This is a genomic window from Massilia brevitalea, from assembly GCF_030711405.1.
In the GTDB taxonomy this organism is placed as follows: Bacteria; Pseudomonadota; Gammaproteobacteria; order Burkholderiales; family Burkholderiaceae_D; genus Telluria; species Telluria brevitalea.
This window is the reverse complement of sequence record NZ_JAULSI010000028.1, coordinates 34519-51327: the sequence shown is the minus strand read 5'-3', so window position 1 is coordinate 51327 and position 16809 is coordinate 34519. Positions and strand designations below refer to the sequence as shown.

The 16809-nt window shown below is 66.2% G+C and carries 14 protein-coding genes and 1 pseudogene; 12 read left to right on the top strand and 3 right to left on the bottom strand.

What is annotated here, in order from left to right:
• Positions 1-5: 5 nt before the first annotated feature.
• The 11 genes from QWL29_RS17770 to kefC all read left to right on the top strand — a co-directional run bounded on the left by QWL29_RS17770 (position 6) and on the right by kefC (position 13064).
• Positions 6-1355 (top strand): HlyD family secretion protein, encoded by a 1350-nt coding sequence (locus QWL29_RS17770; RefSeq protein ID WP_305824208.1) that lies wholly within the window; start codon positions 6-8, stop codon positions 1353-1355.
• Entirely contained in the window at positions 1352-2731 is a 1380-nt protein-coding gene (locus QWL29_RS17765; RefSeq protein WP_305824207.1) for an efflux transporter outer membrane subunit, read from the top strand. Before QWL29_RS17770 ends, QWL29_RS17765 begins: the two co-directional genes overlap by 4 nt.
• 415 nt (positions 2732-3146) lie before the next feature.
• Positions 3147-4379, top strand: coding sequence for a 3-methyl-2-oxobutanoate dehydrogenase (2-methylpropanoyl-transferring) subunit alpha (locus QWL29_RS17760; RefSeq protein ID WP_305824206.1), 1233 nt, complete (start codon positions 3147-3149; stop codon positions 4377-4379).
• 79 nt (positions 4380-4458) lie between these two features.
• Positions 4459-5466, top strand: a complete 1008-nt coding sequence (locus QWL29_RS17755; protein ID WP_305824236.1) for an alpha-ketoacid dehydrogenase subunit beta — start codon at positions 4459-4461, stop codon at positions 5464-5466.
• Positions 5467-6861, top strand: a complete 1395-nt coding sequence (locus QWL29_RS17750; protein WP_305824205.1) for a dihydrolipoamide acetyltransferase family protein — start codon at positions 5467-5469, stop codon at positions 6859-6861.
• 4 nt (positions 6862-6865) lie between these two features.
• The gene (lpdA, locus tag QWL29_RS17745) at positions 6866-8263 is read left to right on the top strand and encodes a dihydrolipoyl dehydrogenase (protein WP_305824204.1); all 1398 of its coding nucleotides are present in this window, start codon (positions 6866-6868) and stop codon (positions 8261-8263) included.
• A 231-nt stretch (positions 8264-8494) separates the two neighbouring features.
• On the top strand, positions 8495-9016 hold the full coding sequence (locus tag QWL29_RS17740) for a porin family protein (RefSeq protein ID WP_305824203.1): 522 nt from the start codon (positions 8495-8497) through the stop codon (positions 9014-9016).
• Between the two features lie 252 nt (positions 9017-9268).
• Positions 9269-9859 carry a PEP-CTERM sorting domain-containing protein gene (locus tag QWL29_RS17735; protein ID WP_305824202.1) on the top strand — a complete coding sequence of 197 codons (591 nt, stop codon included), beginning with the start codon at positions 9269-9271 and terminating at the stop codon, positions 9857-9859.
• Between the two features lie 206 nt (positions 9860-10065).
• Positions 10066-10569: a porin family protein gene (locus QWL29_RS17730; RefSeq protein WP_305824201.1), complete on the top strand. Its 504-nt coding sequence runs from the start codon at positions 10066-10068 to the stop codon at positions 10567-10569.
• Between the two features lie 142 nt (positions 10570-10711).
• On the top strand, positions 10712-11266 hold the full coding sequence (gene kefF / locus QWL29_RS17725; RefSeq protein WP_305824200.1) for a glutathione-regulated potassium-efflux system oxidoreductase KefF: 555 nt from the start codon (positions 10712-10714) through the stop codon (positions 11264-11266).
• The gene (gene kefC, locus QWL29_RS17720; protein ID WP_305824199.1) at positions 11256-13064 is read left to right on the top strand and encodes a glutathione-regulated potassium-efflux system protein KefC; all 1809 of its coding nucleotides are present in this window, start codon (positions 11256-11258) and stop codon (positions 13062-13064) included. The genes kefF and kefC overlap by 11 nt, the downstream gene beginning before the upstream one ends.
• A gap of 197 nt (positions 13065-13261) precedes the next feature.
• On the opposite strand, the gene QWL29_RS17715 is transcribed toward kefC, so the two are convergent.
• Positions 13262-14377 (bottom strand): serine hydrolase domain-containing protein, encoded by a 1116-nt coding sequence (locus QWL29_RS17715; RefSeq protein WP_305824198.1) that lies wholly within the window; start codon positions 14375-14377, stop codon positions 13262-13264.
• 259 nt (positions 14378-14636) lie between these two features.
• Here QWL29_RS17715 and QWL29_RS17710 point away from each other — a divergent pair, with 259 nt between their 5' ends.
• Entirely contained in the window at positions 14637-15158 is a 522-nt protein-coding gene (locus tag QWL29_RS17710) for a DUF6622 family protein (protein ID WP_305824197.1), read from the top strand.
• A gap of 165 nt (positions 15159-15323) precedes the next feature.
• On the opposite strand, the gene QWL29_RS17705 is transcribed toward QWL29_RS17710, so the two are convergent.
• Both QWL29_RS17705 and QWL29_RS17700 read right to left on the bottom strand, forming a co-directional pair.
• Entirely contained in the window at positions 15324-15956 is a 633-nt protein-coding gene (locus tag QWL29_RS17705) for a chemotaxis protein CheW (protein ID WP_305824235.1), read from the bottom strand.
• A pseudogene (locus tag QWL29_RS17700) lies at positions 15942-16798 on the bottom strand (chemotaxis protein CheW); the annotation flags it as partial. The gene QWL29_RS17705 and the pseudogene QWL29_RS17700, both read right to left, overlap by 15 nt.
• Positions 16799-16809: the final 11 nt, after the last annotated feature.

Here is a 16809-nt window from a genome sequence, read left to right as displayed (position 1 = left end):
TACGCATGAACACTCCGATCCATCCGACCCGCGAAGAAACCGAAGAAACCGAAGTCAATCCGCCGCCGCCCGGCGACGGCAACGACCCCAGGCCGCCAGCAGCCACCACGCCGGCAGCCGACCCGCCGCCCAGTCCCTACGCGGCCGGTGCAGCGCCTGCTGCCGCTGCCGCTACCGGTTCAGGCTCGGCCTCGGCCCCGGCTTCGGCCGCCGCCGCCCCGGCAACGCCCGCCACCCTTGAGCCGCCGCCGAAGAAAATCCGCGCCACCCCGGCCGCGATCGGCATCATGATCACGGTGGCGGCGGTCGGTATCGCCCTCATCATGTGGGCCTGGCACATCGGCCCCTTCAACAGCACCCGCATGAGCACCGACAATGCCTATGTGCGCGGCGCCGTGACGGTGCTGTCGCCGCAGGTGAACGGCTACGTCGCCGACGTGCTGGTGAAGGACTTCCAGTACGTGAAGGCGGGCCAGGAACTGCTGCGCATCGACGACCGCATCTACGCCGAGCGCGTGCGCCAGGCCGAAGGCCAGCTGGCCAACGCCGTGGCCCAGCTGAACAATGCCGAGCAGACCCAGGCCCAGAACACGGCCTCGGTCGGCTCGGCGCGCGCCAACCTGGCGGCGGTGGAGGCCGAGCGCGCCCGTGCCCAGGCCGAGCAGGGCCGGGTCGAGGAGCTGGCCGAGCGCGGCTCGGTGTCGTTGAACGAACGCGACCGCGTGCGCACCACGGCGCGCCTGGCCGCGGCCAACGTACTCAAGGCGCAGGCCGATATCGACATCGCCCAGCAGCGCGTGAAATCGACCACGGTGGCGCGCGGCGGCCTGGAAGCCCAGGTGAGCATGGCCGAAGCGGCGCTGGCGCTGGCGAAGATCGACCTGGCGAACACCGTGGTCACGGCGCCGCGCGACGGCCAGGTGAGCGAAGCGACCGTGCGCCGCGGCCAGTACGTGACGGCCGGCTCGCAGCTGCTGTTCCTGGTGCCGGACCAGCTGTGGGTGGTGGCCAACTTCAAGGAAGGCCAAACCTGGCGCATGCGCATCGGCCAGCCGGCGCGCTTCACGGTCGACGCCTTCGAGGGCGCGGCGCTCACCGGCCATGTGGAACAGATCGCGCCGGCCACCGGCTCCGAGTTCAGCGTGCTGCGCCCGGACAATGCCTCGGGCAACTTCACCAAGGTGGTGCAGCGCCTGCCGATCCGCATCGCCATCGACCCCGGCCAGGAACTGGCCAAGCGCCTGCGCCCCGGCATGTCGGTGACGGCCGAAGTCGATACCGGCGCCCAGCCGCGGGAAGCGGCCCGCCCTGCCGGTCCGCCAGCTAAGCAGAGCGCGCCGGGGACGGCGCAATGAAGCGGCGCACCTTCAATACCGCACTGGCCATCGTTGGCGTCGGCATGCTGGCCGGCTGCGCGCCGGCCTGGCGTCCGGCGCCGCCGCTGGCCAGCGTCGCACCGCCCGATACCTGGCGCGAGCCGAACGATGGCAGCGGGAGCGTCGACCCGCAGTGGTGGATCGCCTTCGGCGATCCGGAACTCAACCGCCTGGTTGGCGCGGCCCTGGTGCGCAACAGCGACGTCCTGATTGCGGTGGCCCGGGTCGACGAAGCGCGCGCCCAGGCCGAACTGGCCGAGGCTGCGCGCCTGCCGGCGCTGAACGGCGCGCTCGGCCTGCAAGCCGGGCGCGCGCTGCAGGCGACGGGCATCGGCACTGCGCGCTCGGTCCAGCCTTCGCTGCAGGCCAATTGGGAGCCCGATCTGTTCGGCCGCATCCGCACCCAGATCCGCGCCGCCGCGCTGCAGTTCCGCGCCACCCAGGCCGAGCGCGATGCCGCCGCCCTCACCGTGGCTGCGGCCACGGCGCAGAACTACATCGCCCTGCTCGCCATCGACGCCCAGTTGCGCATCACGCGCGAGACGGTGGCCTCGCGTGCCGAAGCACTGCGCCTGGCGAGCGACCAGGCGCGCGTCGGCTACATCTCGCAATTGCAGCTGACCCAGGCCCAGTCCGAATACGAGGCGGTGCAGCAATCGATCCCGGAACTCGAGCTGGCCATGCGGCGCCAGGAAAACGCTGTGCGCCTGCTGGCCGGCGAACTGCCCGGCGCCGTAGAACGCGGCAAGGCCTTCGAGGACCTGACCCTGCCGACGGTACCGGCCGCCCTGCCCTCGCAGCTGCTGGCGCGCCGGCCCGACGTCGCCCAGCGCGAACTGCTGCTGGCCGCCGCCGACGCCGGCCTGGCCCTGCGCCGCCAGGCTTTCCTGCCGCAAGTGAGCCTGAGCGCGCAGCTGGGCAGCATTCTGACCAGTTCGCTCGACTACGACCCTGTGCGCGTGTGGAGCATCGGCGGCAGCGTGCTGGCGCCGATGTTTTCGGGCGGACGGCTGCAGGCCCAGTACGAGGCCTCGGCTTCGGCGCGCGACCAGGCCGCGTTTGCCTACCGGAGGACGGTGCTGACCGCGTTTTCCGAAGTCGAGAATGCGCTGGCCGGCGTGCCGCGGCTGCAGGACCAGGTGGGGCATGCCATGCGGCGGCGCGAGGTGTTGACGCGCTCGCTGGGGTACGCGCGCGACCGTTACCAGGCCGGATATGCGTCGTATCTCGAAGAATTGGACGCGCAACGCAATTTGTACCAGGTCGAGTTGGCGATGGTTACGCTGCGGCGCACACAAATTGAAAATTTGATCAGCCTGTATCGGGCGCTGGGTGGCGGGTGGACCTCGACCTGAGGGTTTGACACACGCAAGCAAGGGCCTGGACAGGCTGATTTTTCGAATCCGTAGGGTGGGCACTTGTGCCCACGCGGTCGTACCTCACGGCACCAATAATGGCAATTGTGGCTCGCGCCCCGGGCCTCCCGGAACGCAGGTGGCACGCCACCGCCGTACCGCGTGGGCACGAGTGCCCACCCTACGACACACACGTTTGGTCCACATCGCATCCACATCACGCGCTGCATAGTACGGTCCGGATGGCTGTCGAGCGCGCAATCATCATGCGCATAAGCGCGCCGCTCACGCACTATTTCACCCAATAAATGCTGCAATGCAGTACGAAAATACTTTCGCGCAATGCCCGCGCAGGCGCTTGCAGGATTTATCATTCCGGGCTGCCGCACATCACCTTACAAAGGGAAAGCGTATTATGAGCCAGGGTAATCCTCTGTCGCTGCACGTCCCGGAGCCAACCGGCCGTCCGGGTTGCAAGACTGATTTTTCGTATCTCCAGTTGTCCAGGGCAGGCGAAGTCCGCCGGCCCGAAGTCGATACCGCGTTCGGCGACACCGCCGACCTCGTGTCCTCCCTCATCCGCGTCCTCGACGAAGACGGCAATGCCGTCGGCCCGTGGGCGCCCGACATCGGCGTCGACCAGCTGCGCTTCGGTTTGCGCACGATGATGAAGACGCGCATTTTCGATGCGCGCATGGTCATCGGCCAGCGCCAGAAGAAAATGTCCTTCTATATGACCTCGCTCGGCGAGGAAGCCATCGGCACCGCGCATTCGCTCGCGCTGCAGGACGGCGACATGTGCTTCCCGACCTATCGCCAGCAAAGTTTGCTGATGGCGCGCGAATACCCGATGGTCGACATGATCTGCCAGCTGCTCTCGAACGAGCGCGACCCGATGAAGGGCCGCCAGCTGCCGGTCATGTACTCGGTCAAGGACAAGGGTTTCTTCTCGATTTCCGGCAACCTGGCCACGCAAGTGCCGCAGGCGGTCGGCTGGGCCATGGCCTCGGCGATCAAGGGCGACACCAAGATCGCGTCGGCCTGGATCGGCGACGGCGCCACCGCCGAATCCGACTTCCACACCGCCCTGACCTTTGCCCACGTGTACCGCGCGCCCTGCATCATCAACGTCGTCAACAACCAGTGGGCGATCTCGACCTTCCAGGCGATTGCCGGCGGCGAGAGCGTGACCTTTGCCGCACGCGGCGTGGGCGCCGGCATCGCCAGCCTGCGCGTCGACGGCAACGACTTCCTGGCCGTGTACGCGGCCTCGTGCTGGGCCGCCGAGCGCGCCCGCCGCAACCTCGGACCGACGCTGATCGAATGGGTCACCTACCGCGCCGGCCCGCACTCCACCTCCGACGATCCGTCGCGCTACCGCCCGGCCGATGACTGGACCCGCTTCCCGCTCGGCGACCCGATTTCGCGCCTGCGCCAGCACCTGACGAAGATCGGCGCCTGGTCGGACGAAGAGCACGAGCGCGTCCAGGCCGACCTGGAAGCCGAAGTCATCGCCGCGCAAAAGCAGGCGGAACAGTACGGCACGCTGGCCGACGGCCGCGTCCCGAGCGCGGCCTCGATGTTCGAGGATGTCTATAAAGACATGCCGGAACACCTGCGCCGCCAACGTCAACAATTGGGGGTGTAAGATGGCACGCGATAACGATAGCAATACGGTCGAGCAGGACCCGGCCAAGCAGGAAGGCAAGAACGACGGCACCTCGCAGATGACCATGATCCAGGCCTTGCGCTCGGCCATGGATGTGATGCTGGGCCGCGACGACAACGTCGTCGTCTACGGCCAGGACGTGGGCTATTTCGGCGGCGTGTTCCGCGCCACCGATGGTTTGCAGGTGAAATACGGCAAGCAGCGCGTGTTCGACGCGCCGATTTCCGAAGGCGGCATCGTCGGTACCGCGGTCGGCATGGGCGCCTATGGGCTGCGCCCGGTGATCGAGATCCAGTTCGCCGACTATTTCTACCCGGCGTCGGACCAGATCGTGTCGGAAGCGGCGCGCCTGCGCTACCGCTCGGCCGGCGACTTCACCGCCCCGCTGACCATCCGCATGCCTTGCGGCGGCGGCATCTATGGCGGCCAGACCCATAGCCAGAGCCCGGAAGCCCTGTTCACCCACGTGTGCGGCCTGCGCACCGTGATGCCGTCGAACCCGTATGACGCGAAAGGCCTCTTGATTGCCGCCATCGAGAACGACGACCCGGTGATCTTCCTGGAACCCAAGCGCCTGTACAACGGCCCGTTCGACGGCCACCATGACCGTCCGGTCGTGTCCTGGGCCAAGCACCCGATGGGTGAAGTCCCGGATGGCTACTACACCGTGCCGCTGGATAAGGCAGCCATCTTCAGGCCGGGCAACGACCTGACCGTGATCACCTACGGCACCATGGTCTGGGTCTCGGAAGCGGCGGCGCTGGAATCCGGCGTCGACGCCGAGATCATCGACCTGCGCACCCTGTGGCCGCTGGACCTCGACACCATTGTCGAATCCGTGAAAAAGACCGGCCGCTGCGTGGTCGTGCACGAAGCCACCCGCACCTCGGGCTTCGGCGCCGAACTGGCGGCACTGGTACAGGAACACTGCTTCTATCACCTGGAAGCCCCGATCGAGCGCGTGACCGGATGGGATACCCCCTACCCGCATGCGCAGGAATGGGCATACTTCCCCGGCCCCGACCGTGTCGGCGCCGCGTTCAAACGTGCGATGGAGGCGAAATAAATGGGTATTCACGTCATTAAAATGCCGGACCTCGGCGAAGGCATCGCGGAAGTTGAAGTCGTCGCCTGGCACGTCAAGCCGGGCGACACGGTCAAGGAAGACCAGGTGCTGGCCGACGTCATGACCGACAAGGCGACGGTAGAAATCCCGTCGCCGGTGAACGGCACCGTGACTTCGCTCGGCGGCAAGCTGGGCGAAGCGATGGCCGTCGGCGCGGAACTGATCCGCCTCGAAGTCGAAGGTGCGGGCAACCACAGCGGCGAATCGGCTACGGCAAAAACCGCCACCGCGGCGCGCCAGCATACCGACAAGGCTGCGCCGGGCGGGAGCGATACGGTCGACGAATTCATCCCGATCACCGTGGCCCAGCCGGAAACCGTGGTCACCACGGTCACCAGCGAAGCCACCGCTGCGCCGGCCAAGGCCGCGCCGCAGCGCCCTGCCACCCCGGCCTACACCCAGGGCGGCAGCCACGGGGGCGGCCACGAGACGGCCCCATCGCACCACGGCCGCGCCGCCGGCGAAAAGCCGCTGGCCGCACCCGCCGTGCGCCAGCGCGCCTGGGACATGGGCATCGAGCTGCAATACGTGACCGGCACCGGCCCGGCCGGCCGCATCGGGCATGCCGACCTCGACGCCCACGTGGCGCGCGGCCAGCGCAAGGCGGCCGAAGGCGACCGCCGCTACGCCGTGCTCGAGGGCGAACAGGCCATGCCGGTGATCGGCATGCGCCGCAAGATCGCCGAGAAGATGGCCGAGGCCAAGCGCCGCATCCCGCACTTCACCTATGTGGAAGAAATCGACGTCACCGAACTCGAAGCGCTGCGCGTGCAGCTGAACGCGCGCTATGCCGGCCAGCGTCCGAAACTGACCCTGCTGCCGCTGATCATGCGCGCCGTGGTGCTGGCGATCCGCAAGTACCCATCGGTGAACGCCCGCTTCGACGACGACGCGAATATCGTCACCACCTACAACCCGGTCCACCTGGGCATCGCCGCCCAGACCGACGCCGGTTTGATGGTGCCGGTGGTGCGCAATGCCGAAGCACGCGACCCGTGGTCGGCCGCGGCAGAAGTGGCGCGCCTGGCCGAAGCCGCGCGCAGCGGCAAGGCCCTGCGCGAGGAACTGTCCGGCTCGACGATTACCATCACCAGCCTCGGCGCGCTGGGCGGCATCGTCACCACCCCGGTCATCAACCGCCCGGAAGTGGCGATCATCGGCGTCAACCGCATCATCGACAAGCCGGTCATCCTGAACGGCGCCATGGTGGCGCGCAAGACCATGAACCTGTCGTCCTCGTTCGACCACCGCGTGATCGACGGCATGGTGGCGGCCGAGTTCATCCAGACCATCCGCGGCTACCTCGAGTGCCCGGCAACCCTGTTCGTGGAGTAAACGCATGCAACCCATCTCCACTCATTTGCTGGTCATCGGCGGCGGCCCCGGCGGCTATGTCGCCGCCATCCGCGCCGGCCAGCTCGGCATCAAGACCATCGTGGTCGAGGCTGCGCAGCTGGGCGGCACCTGCCTGAACATCGGCTGCATCCCCTCGAAAGCCCTGATCCACGCGGCCGAGGAATTCGACAAGGCCCAGCACTACGCCAGCGGCTCGGCGATCGGCATCTCGGCCAGCGCGCCGAGCATCGATTTGAACCGCACCGTGGCCTGGAAGGACGGCATCGTCAAGCGCCTGACGGGCGGCGTCGGCGCCCTGCTCAAGAAGAACGACGTGCAGGTGATCAACGGCTTCGCGCGCATCCTCGACGGCAAGACGGTCGAAGTGAAGCAGGCCGACGGCGAGCTGGTGCGCATCCGCTGCGAGCACCTGCTGCTGGCCGCTGGTTCCGAAGCCGTCGAACTGCCCTTCATGCCCTACGGCGGCATGGTGGTGTCCTCGACCGAGGCGCTGTCGCCCGAAACGATTCCGCAGCAGCTGGTCGTGGTCGGCGCCGGCTACATCGGCCTGGAACTCGGCACCGCCTACCGTAAACTCGGCGCCGAAGTGACGGTGGTCGAGGCGGCCGACCGCATCCTGCCGGCCTACGACGCGGAACTCACGAAGCCGGTGGGCGCGGCGATCAAGCGCCTCGGCATCGACCTGCGCCTGGGCACCTCGGTGCTCGGCCTGAACGCCGGCGGCGACGGCGTGCGCGTGCGTGAAGCGAACGGCGAAGAAACCCTGCTGTCCTGCGACCGCGTGCTGGTGGCCGTGGGCCGCCGCCCGCGTACCGGCGGCTGGGGCCTGGAATCGCTGCAGCTCGACATGAACGGCCGCGCCGTGAAGATCGACGACCAGTGCCGCACCTCGATGCGCAACGTCTGGGCCATCGGCGACCTGGCCGGCGAGCCGATGCTGGCGCACCGCGCCATGGCGCAGGGCGAAATGGTGGCCGACATCATCTCGGGCAAGCGCCGCCACTTCGTGCCGAACGCGATGCCGGCCGTGTGCTTCACCGACCCGGAAGTGGTGGTGGTCGGCATGTCGCCGGACGAGGCGGACAAGGCGGGGCTGGACGTCATCAGCGCCAACTTCCCGTTTGCTGCGAACGGCCGCGCCATGACCATCGAGTCGACGGACGGTTTCGTGCGCGTGGTGGCGCGGCGCGACAACCACCTGATCCTCGGTTGGCAGGCGGTCGGGCGCGGCGTGTCGGAACTGTCGGCGGCGTTTGGCCAGTCGATCGAGCTGGGCGCCACGCTGGAAGACGTCGCCGGCACCATCCACGCCCACCCGACCCTGGGTGAAGCGGTACAGGAAGCGGCCTTGCGCGCGCTGGGGCACGCGCTGCATATCTGATCGATTGAAACGGTGAACGCGGGCGCGAGAGCGGGGACTGTTGGTCCCTCCTCTCGCGCTGTCGATTTGGCACCACATTTTGCCCCAACCGTGCGGTATCCACGCACCGAAATGTGGCATAACGTCAATCCCACGCTTCATGGCTTCCAGACAAGCACATGAGATGTGGGTTAATCGTTCGGGGCGGCGATGGTCGCTGCCCAAGAAAACCAATACGAGAGATCACCTACCATGTTCAAGAAAATCGCAGCCGCAGCAGCCTTCCTCATCGCTTCCTCGTTGGCTTTTGCCCAGCAGATGCCGCAGTTCTACGTCGGCGGCGACGTCGGCTCGACCAAGGTCGACGGTGCAAGCCGCGAAACCGGCGCCGGTGTCTTCGTCGGCTACAACTTCACCCAGAACTTCGCCATCGAAGCCGGCTGGCACCGCCTGGCCGACGCCGACATTTATTACCGTGACCTGAACGCCAGCGTGAAGACCAAGTTCGACCAGACCGACGTGTCGCTGATCGGCACCCTGCCGCTGAGCAATGGCTTCGGCGTGTATGGCCGCCTGGGCTACAACCATCTGAAAATCAAGGCATCGGCCCGCGCCGGTAACGTGACCGTGTCGGCATCGGATTCGGAAGACAAAGTCCTGTACGGCGCTGGCCTGTCGTACACCTTCAGCCCGCAGATCGTCGGCCGCCTGGAGGTGCAGAAGCCGCACAGCGACATCACCAAGGTGGCAGTGGGCGTCGGCTTCAACTTCTAAGCAGCACCTGCCGGGATGGCCCGGCCTTCAGCAGAAAACGGAGCGCAATGACGCTCCGTTTTTTTCGCCAGGCAGCGCATGGGTGCAGTCCGGCGCCATTATGCATAATGATTGTCGGAAAATCTTACGTATTCACCGTAAGTTAATTTACAAGCGCCAAGTTTTCTTATTTGAATCAATTACCTGCAAGAATATTGCATTATTGGCACGCTACTTGCTGACACTTCGGGTCCACACTAAACGGAGATCAACATGTCCCTGAATGTCCTGAAAAAAGCGCTCGCCTGCTCCTTGTTCCTTGCTTCGACCTCGGTATTTGCGGCGCAGCTGACTGTCGATATCAACGGCATCGACAGCTATGGCCTCTTGCGTTCCCCAGAAAATTCGGTCCTGAACTTCAACATCGGTGCGAACTCGTATATCACCAATGTCACCTACAACGTCAATGTGTCGGCCTACTCCCCGAGCTGGCTGTCGGAACTGGCCTTTGCCTTCACCAACTCGAAAGTCACCGACGGCGTGCTGATCAACCCGGCATTCATCTACGATATCCCGGGAACCGCTACCTTCTTCGACACCCTCGACCTGGTCGCTGAAGACCTGGACTTCTACGTTGGCGCCGACGGCATCCTGCGTCTCGAATTCTACGAAGACTACAACGATCCGCGTATCTCGCCGGATGGCCGCTGGAACTTCGGCACCATTACCTTCGACTACACTCCGGAAGCCGTCAACGCCGTGCCGGAACCGGCAACCGCCCTGCTGCTGGGCGGCGGCGCCATGCTGATGGGATTTGCCGGCCGCCGTCGCCGCTCTGCCAAGGCGCCGGCAATCGCAGCCTGAACCGCATCAAGTTCGACCACAAGGGCGCCGCTGGCGCCTTTGTTCGTTTACACAGCCATGTGCCCATCGATACAGCGGCATGGAACGACCTCATCCATAGAAAATTCACCGTTGTCAGCAGGAAAAGTTTGATCGTGCGATAATCCGGCCCCGGCCGAAACATGGCGTTTCGGCCTTTCCGTTTTACCGCAAGAAAAGGCATTACCATGTTCAAGAAAATTGCAGTCGCAGCAGCCCTCGTCGCCGCATCGTCGGTCTCCATCGCCGCTCCACAGACCCCGTTCTACGCCGGTGTCGACGTCTCGTCGACCAAGGTCGAGGGCTTTGACGACAAGGGCGGCTACGGCGCCTTCGTCGGCTACAAGCTGAACGAGAATGTCGCTGTCGAAGGCGGCTACCACCGCCTGGTCGACACCGACAGCAACGTGCTGGGCTTCCGCGCTGACTCGACCATCGACCAGGTCGACGTGTCGCTGGTCGGCAGCGTCCCGCTGTCGAAGGGCTTCAGCCTGTTCGGCCGCATCGGCTACAACCGCCTGAACGGCGAAGCCAAGTTCGACGGCGAAAAAATCAAGGACCACCAGCAGAACGCCCTGTACGGCATGGGCCTGGGCTACGTCTTCACCCCGGAAGTCACCGCCCGCCTGGAAGTGCAAAAGCCTGACAGCAACGTGACCAAACTGGTCGCCGGCGTCGCTTACGCCTTCTAAGGCAACGTTGTTCCGGCCCTGGGCCGGGTGCGACGAGGAAACCGGGCTGCCTGCGCAGCCCGGTTTTTTTATGCCCGAACCCATGACGGGCGCTGCGCGCGGCCTGCTTGTACAATTCGTACAACATCACTACTCAGCCACCATGCCGAACCACCGCATCCTGGTGCTCTACGCCCACCCGGCGCCGCACCGCTCGCGCATCAACCGCCGCCTGGCCGACGCCGCGCGTTCCATCGACGGCGTGCTGCTGCACGACCTCTACGAAACCTATCCCGACTTCTTCATCGACGTGGCGCACGAGCAGGCCCTGGCCGAACAGGCCGAGCTGATCGTCTTCCTGCACCCGCTGCGCTGGTACAGCATGCCCTCGCTGCTGAAGGAATGGGTCGACGCCGTGCTGCAGCCTGGCTGGGCCTACGGTCCCGGCGCCACGGCGCTGCAAGGCAAGGGCTATCTGCTGGCCCTGACCACCGGCAGTCCCGTCGACACCTATGCCGAAGGCGAACGCCACGGCCACCCCTTCGAGGCCTTCCTGCCGCCCTTCCGCCAGACGGCGGCCCTGTGCGGCATGCGCTGGCTGGCGCCGCACATCCTGCATGGCGCGAACAGCACGAACGAGGAAGCAGTCGATGCCCACGTCGCCGCCTTCCGGTCCCGTCTCGACGCCTGGCTGCAGGGAGATCGCCATGGAGCATAGCCTGCTGACGAACGCCCTGATCTACCTGGCCGCCGCCGTGGTCGCGGTGCCGCTCGCCAAGCGCCTCGGCCTCGGCGCGGTGCTCGGCTATCTGCTGGCCGGGATGGCGATCGGCCCCTGGGGCCTGAAGCTGATCGGCGACGTCCAGGACATCCTGCATTTCTCGGAGTTCGGCGTGGTGCTGCTGCTGTTCGTCATCGGCCTGGAACTCGAACCCAGCCGCCTGTGGTCGCTGCGGCGCCAGATCTTCGGCTGGGGCACGGCCCAGGTGCTGCTGGTGGCCGCCGCCCTGTTCGGCGCGGCGCTGCTGGTCGGCATCGACTGGCGCGTGGCCCTGATCGCATCGCTAGGCCTGTCGCTGTCGTCCACCGCGATCGCCCTGGCCACGCTGGGCGAGCGCAACCTGATGGGCACCCCGGCCGGCCAGGCCGGCTTCGCGCTGCTGCTGTTCCAGGACATCGCTGCGATTCCCATGATCGCGCTGGTGCCGGTGCTGGGCGTAGCCGTGGCCGATGGCGCGCACGCCGGCGGCTGGCAGAACGCGGCGCGCCTGGTGGCGGTGATTGCCGGGGTCGTGGTCGGCGGGCGCTACCTGGTGCGCCCTGCCCTGCGCATCATCGCCAAGGCCGGGATGCGCGAGATCTTTACCGCCTTTGCCCTGCTGCTGGTGATCGCCATCTCGCTGCTGATGCAATGGGTTGGCATGTCGATGGCGCTCGGCGCCTTCATGGCCGGCGTGCTGCTGGCCGACTCGGAGTACCGCCACGCGCTGGAAACCGACCTCAAACCCTTCAAGGGCCTTCTGCTCGGGCTGTTCTTCATTGCGGTCGGCATGTCGGTCGACTTCGGCGTGTTCCTGGCTAAGCCGTGGATCATCCTCGGCCTGGTGCTGGGCTTCCTGGCCATCAAGCTGGCGGTGCTGTTCCTGCTCTCGTTCCGCTTCGGCATCGCGCGCGGCCAGCGCTGGCTGTTCGCCTTCCTGCTGTCGCAAGGCGGAGAGTTTGCTTTTGTCGTGTTCGGCGCGGCGGCCACGGCGCGCGTGTTCGCACCCGAAACCGGCTCGCTGCTGGTGGCGGTGGTGGCGCTGTCGATGGTCTCCACGCCCCTGCTCCTGCTGTTCCACGACAAGGTGCTGGAACCGCGCTACCGCGGCCAGAACAAGCGCGAGCCGGACGCCATCGACGACGACAACGAGGGCCACGTGATCATCGCCGGCTTCGGCCGTTTCGGGCAGATCATCGGGCGCCTGCTGAACGCCAACCGCATCAAATTGACGATCCTTGACCACGACCCGGACCAGATCGAACTGCTGCGCCGCTTCGGCTTCAAGGTGTTTTATGGGGACGCCACGCGCATCGATTTGTTGACCGCCGCCGGCGCCGCCAAGGCGCGCGCCCTGGTGCTGGCCATCGACGACATCGACGACAGCCTGGCCCTGGCCGACGCCGTGCGCGAGAATTTCCCCGACCTGCCGATCCTCGCCCGCGCGCGCAACGTGACCCACATGTACCAGTTGATGGACCGCGGCGTGACCATCATCGAGCGCGAGACCTTTGAATCGGCGCTGCAGCTCGGGCGGCGCGCCTTGTCCCAGCTGGGCTTTGGCGCTTATCGCGCACGCGAAGCCATGCTCAAGTTCCGCGAGCACAACAAGAACAGCGTGGATGCGGTCTATCCGTATTACAAGGACCGCGAGCAGTATGTCTCGATGGCCAAGCGGGCGCGCGATGAATTGAATGCCATGTTTGCGCGCGATTTGAAGAATATCGACAAGGAGACTGACCAGGGATGGGATTAGGAGCGCCTGATAACACCACTTGCTTGCTCCGGAGTGTATGAATTCCTCACAGCCGGGGTCAGGTCTGACATTCGGACACGAACCCATCTGTAGGGATAATTCCGTGCCCGGATAGCCGGCTTTTCGCAGCATCGGCGCGCCGATAATGTAACCAACAGTCGAGCTTGCGTCCGAATGTCAGACCTGACCCCCGCTGTTCATTTCGCTTTGGCGGGACTCAACTGCCCGAACAGCTTCCCGGCCAGGCCCATCAGCACTTGGTCGGCGCCCATGTCCGGACCCGCATTGGCGACCATCAGCGCCCCGGTCCCCTGCCCAGGAAACAGCACGGCAATGGCCAGCCAGTTGCCGTCCGAACCCTGATGCACCAGCACGGGCCCCTGGCGGCCCGCGATCGATTGCTGCACGCCCCAGTCAAGGCCCGCCGGGCTGCCGGGCTGCGCCGTCTGCATCAACCGGTAGGACGCAGGCGAGAGCAGCTTGCCCTTGCCCGCCGCTCCCGCCAGCTGGTCCAGGTTGAACCTCGCCCAATCCGCCAGGCTCATGTGCAGGAAGCCGGCGGGCGCGTACATGCGGGGAGCGCCGTCCTCTAACCTGGCCATGTGGAGCATCGGCTTGCCATGCTGGTGGCCACGATTCTGTCCCGCGCTGGTGTTGCCGAAGCCGGTACGCGTCATGCCCAGCGGCTTGAATACCTCTGCGCCCATCAGTTCCTCGTAGCTCGCATGCGCGGCGCGCTCGGCGATGACGGCGGCGACGATGAAGCCGGCGTTACTGTAGCTAAAGCTGCCTGCCTTCGCTTCCGGCTCGTCAGTGAGTGCGGCGGCGACATAGCTCAGACGCTGCTCCGTGCTGGAGCGGCTGTCGCGGAAAAACTTCACCATCGTCTCTTCGTTGCGCAGGTCGCGCGGAAAGCCGGCGCGGTGCGAGAGCAGCTCGACCAGGGTCACCTTGCGGTATTCAGGCCGCATGCTTGCCGCCATGTCCGGCAGCATCGCATCGAGCGGCGTGTCCCAGGCCAGCACGCCGCGTTCGACCAGGCGGGCGATCATGGCCACCGTCATGACCTTGCCCGTCGAACCGATCAGCCAGACATCGTCGTGCGCCACCTCGGCCTTGCCACCCGCCTCGCGCACGCCGAGTACGGCCTGCGCCGAGATGGCGCCGTCGCGCAGGACGACGGCGCCGACGGCGGGCACGTTCGATCCGGACTTCGCCGCTGCGACCGCGGCCGCCAGCTCGTCCGAGGGGCTTGCTGCGGCTGCCGCAGCCAGGGTGAAGGCGGCAACGCCGCAGAAAAACCGTTTCAGCATGGTGTGTCCTTGTTGACTTGTGTAGCCCAAGTGTAGCCAGCGAACTTGCAACGTGGGCAATATTGCGATGAACGGAAGAATGCAGGGAATAAACAAGGGCAATCTGCCGCCAGGTTGCAGCGTGAGGCGACTGCGGCCGTTGACTGGCGCCGCCAGGATGCATTTCGCGCCGCAGGCAAGCGTTTCGTCGCTTCGGTCCGTTGCGCGCGCCGGGCTCTGGCACAGTGGCTGCAACTTACATCACTTTGCGGAGCCTGCAATGAACCACCTGCTGACCCATACCCCCGTCTACGTCTGGCTGATCCTGGCCCTGATGGTCGCGCGCGGCCTGATAGCCCTGCGCGAACGCGAAACGACGCTGAAGAAGCTGTGCATCATCCCCGCCATCATGTTGCCGGTGGCCCTGCTGGATATCGCGCGCAAGTTCGGGCTGGAAGGGCTGCCGCTTGGGACGTGGGTGCTGGCGGTGGCTGCGTCGATGTGGGCGGTGTGGTCGCTGGGCGGGCGGCGGATCGCCGCCGGCAGCGCGCCGGGCACGGTACGGGTTGGCGGCAGCGTCATGCCGCTCCTGCTGATGCTGCTGATCTTCATGATGAAGTATGCGACCACGGTAATGCTGGTGACAGCGCCGACGCTGTTGCACAGCCCTGCCGTCACCGCGGCGGCGTGCGCACTGATGGGTGGCGCGAATGGCTGGTTCTTCGGGCGCCTGCTGCGCGATGTGCTGGACACCCGGGCAGCCGGTGGCGGGATCGCGCAAGCCGACATCATCGCAGCCTGATGTAGGGTGGGTTCTCGAACCCACCAAGCTGGTCGTGCGGAAGATGAACGTGCGAATTGCGGATCGGGCATGGTGGGTTCAAGAACCCACCCTACAGGAGATTTCCCGACAATCCGTGAAAAAACAGGCGCCGCAGCGCCTGTTTTTCATTCGATCACGCGATCTTCAACCGCCCAGCTGCTCGCGCAGCGTTGCTGCAAAGCGCTCCTTGTCGAACAGGCAGATCACGCGCTCGACACCATGCTCGTCCGGCACTTCCAGCACCTCGTTCAAATCGCGGCGCATGTCGCCGGCCAGGCCTTCGTTGCGGGTCAGCTTGGGCGATGGGCGGCGCTGGCGGTCCGAGACGGTCATGATGCTGTCCACGCCATCGACCACCAGACCAAAGCTCTCGCCCTCGTGCTCGAGGATCAGGATCTTGCGCTCCGACAGGTCGTCCAGGGCCGGCATGCCGTACAGGCGACGCAGGTCGACCACGCACACCATCTGCTGGCGCAGCTGCATCATGCCTTCCACGCAGTCCGGCATGCCCGGCGGGCGCAGGGCGATCGAACCGAACGGTACGATCTCGCGCACCTGGCCGATGTCGGCCGCCCAGGGTGTGCCCAGCGAGAACGCCAGGTAGACCTGGCGCCGCGTCACCGTCGATTCGCGGCGGGCGGCGGCGGCGGCTTCGTCGCCGTACAGGCGGCGGTGGCCGGCGCAGATCTCGGCCACTTCGCCTTGCGTGAAGATGTGCTCGGCCGCCAGGAACAGCGCGTCCTTGCCGTCCGGGTGCGGCAGGCAGCCGCGGAACATGCCGGCGCGGCGCGTGCCCAGCATCGGGATCGGCAGGATGTCGCTGTCGTAGTAGGCACGCACATCGTCCACCGAATCGACCAGCAGGCCGAGCAGGTCGTCGCCGAGGCGCACGATCAGGATGCGGCGTTCTTCCTCGCCGGGGGGGGGGTGGCGCATTGCAGCAGCACGCCGAAGTCGACCACGCCGACGGCCTTGCCGCGCAGGTTGATCCAGCCCTTGCACAGCGCGCTGAGCATGACCGAGGCCTGGATCTCCGGGACGCGGATGATTTCCTGCACCGCCAGCATGGGCAATGCGAAGGTCATGGCGCCGGCGCGGAAGGTAATGCCCTTGTGGCCTTCGGCCTGGCGCAGGAAGCGCGCGCGCTCGGCGCTGCGCGCGGCGCCGGCCAGCGACCGCACCTGCGGCACGTTTTCCACGCGGATCAGGGCGTTTGCATCGAGCACCTGCACCAGGCGCCGGCCTTCGTCGAGCAGGATGGCGCCGTTGATCACGGCCGCCGCGCCGCTGTGTTCACCGTACTGCACGCTGCTACGCTGTTCCGGACGCACGCGCAGCACTTCGCCGGTGGCGTCGAACAGCAGGCCAACCTGCACGCCGTCGTGGTCGAGGATGGCGATACGCTGGCCTTCGCTCACGCCGGGTGCGGCAGCGTCGAAGATGCGGCCCAGGTTGAGCACGGGAATCGCGGCGCCGCGCAGGGTGAAGATACCCTCCAGGTAGCATGGCGACAGCGGAATCGCGGTGATCTGTTCCGGCAGGTTGACCACTTCGCGGATTGCCAGCGCCGGCAGCGCGAACTCCTGGCCGTTCAGGTGGAAGGTGCCGTACAGCTCCATGCCGGCGGCAT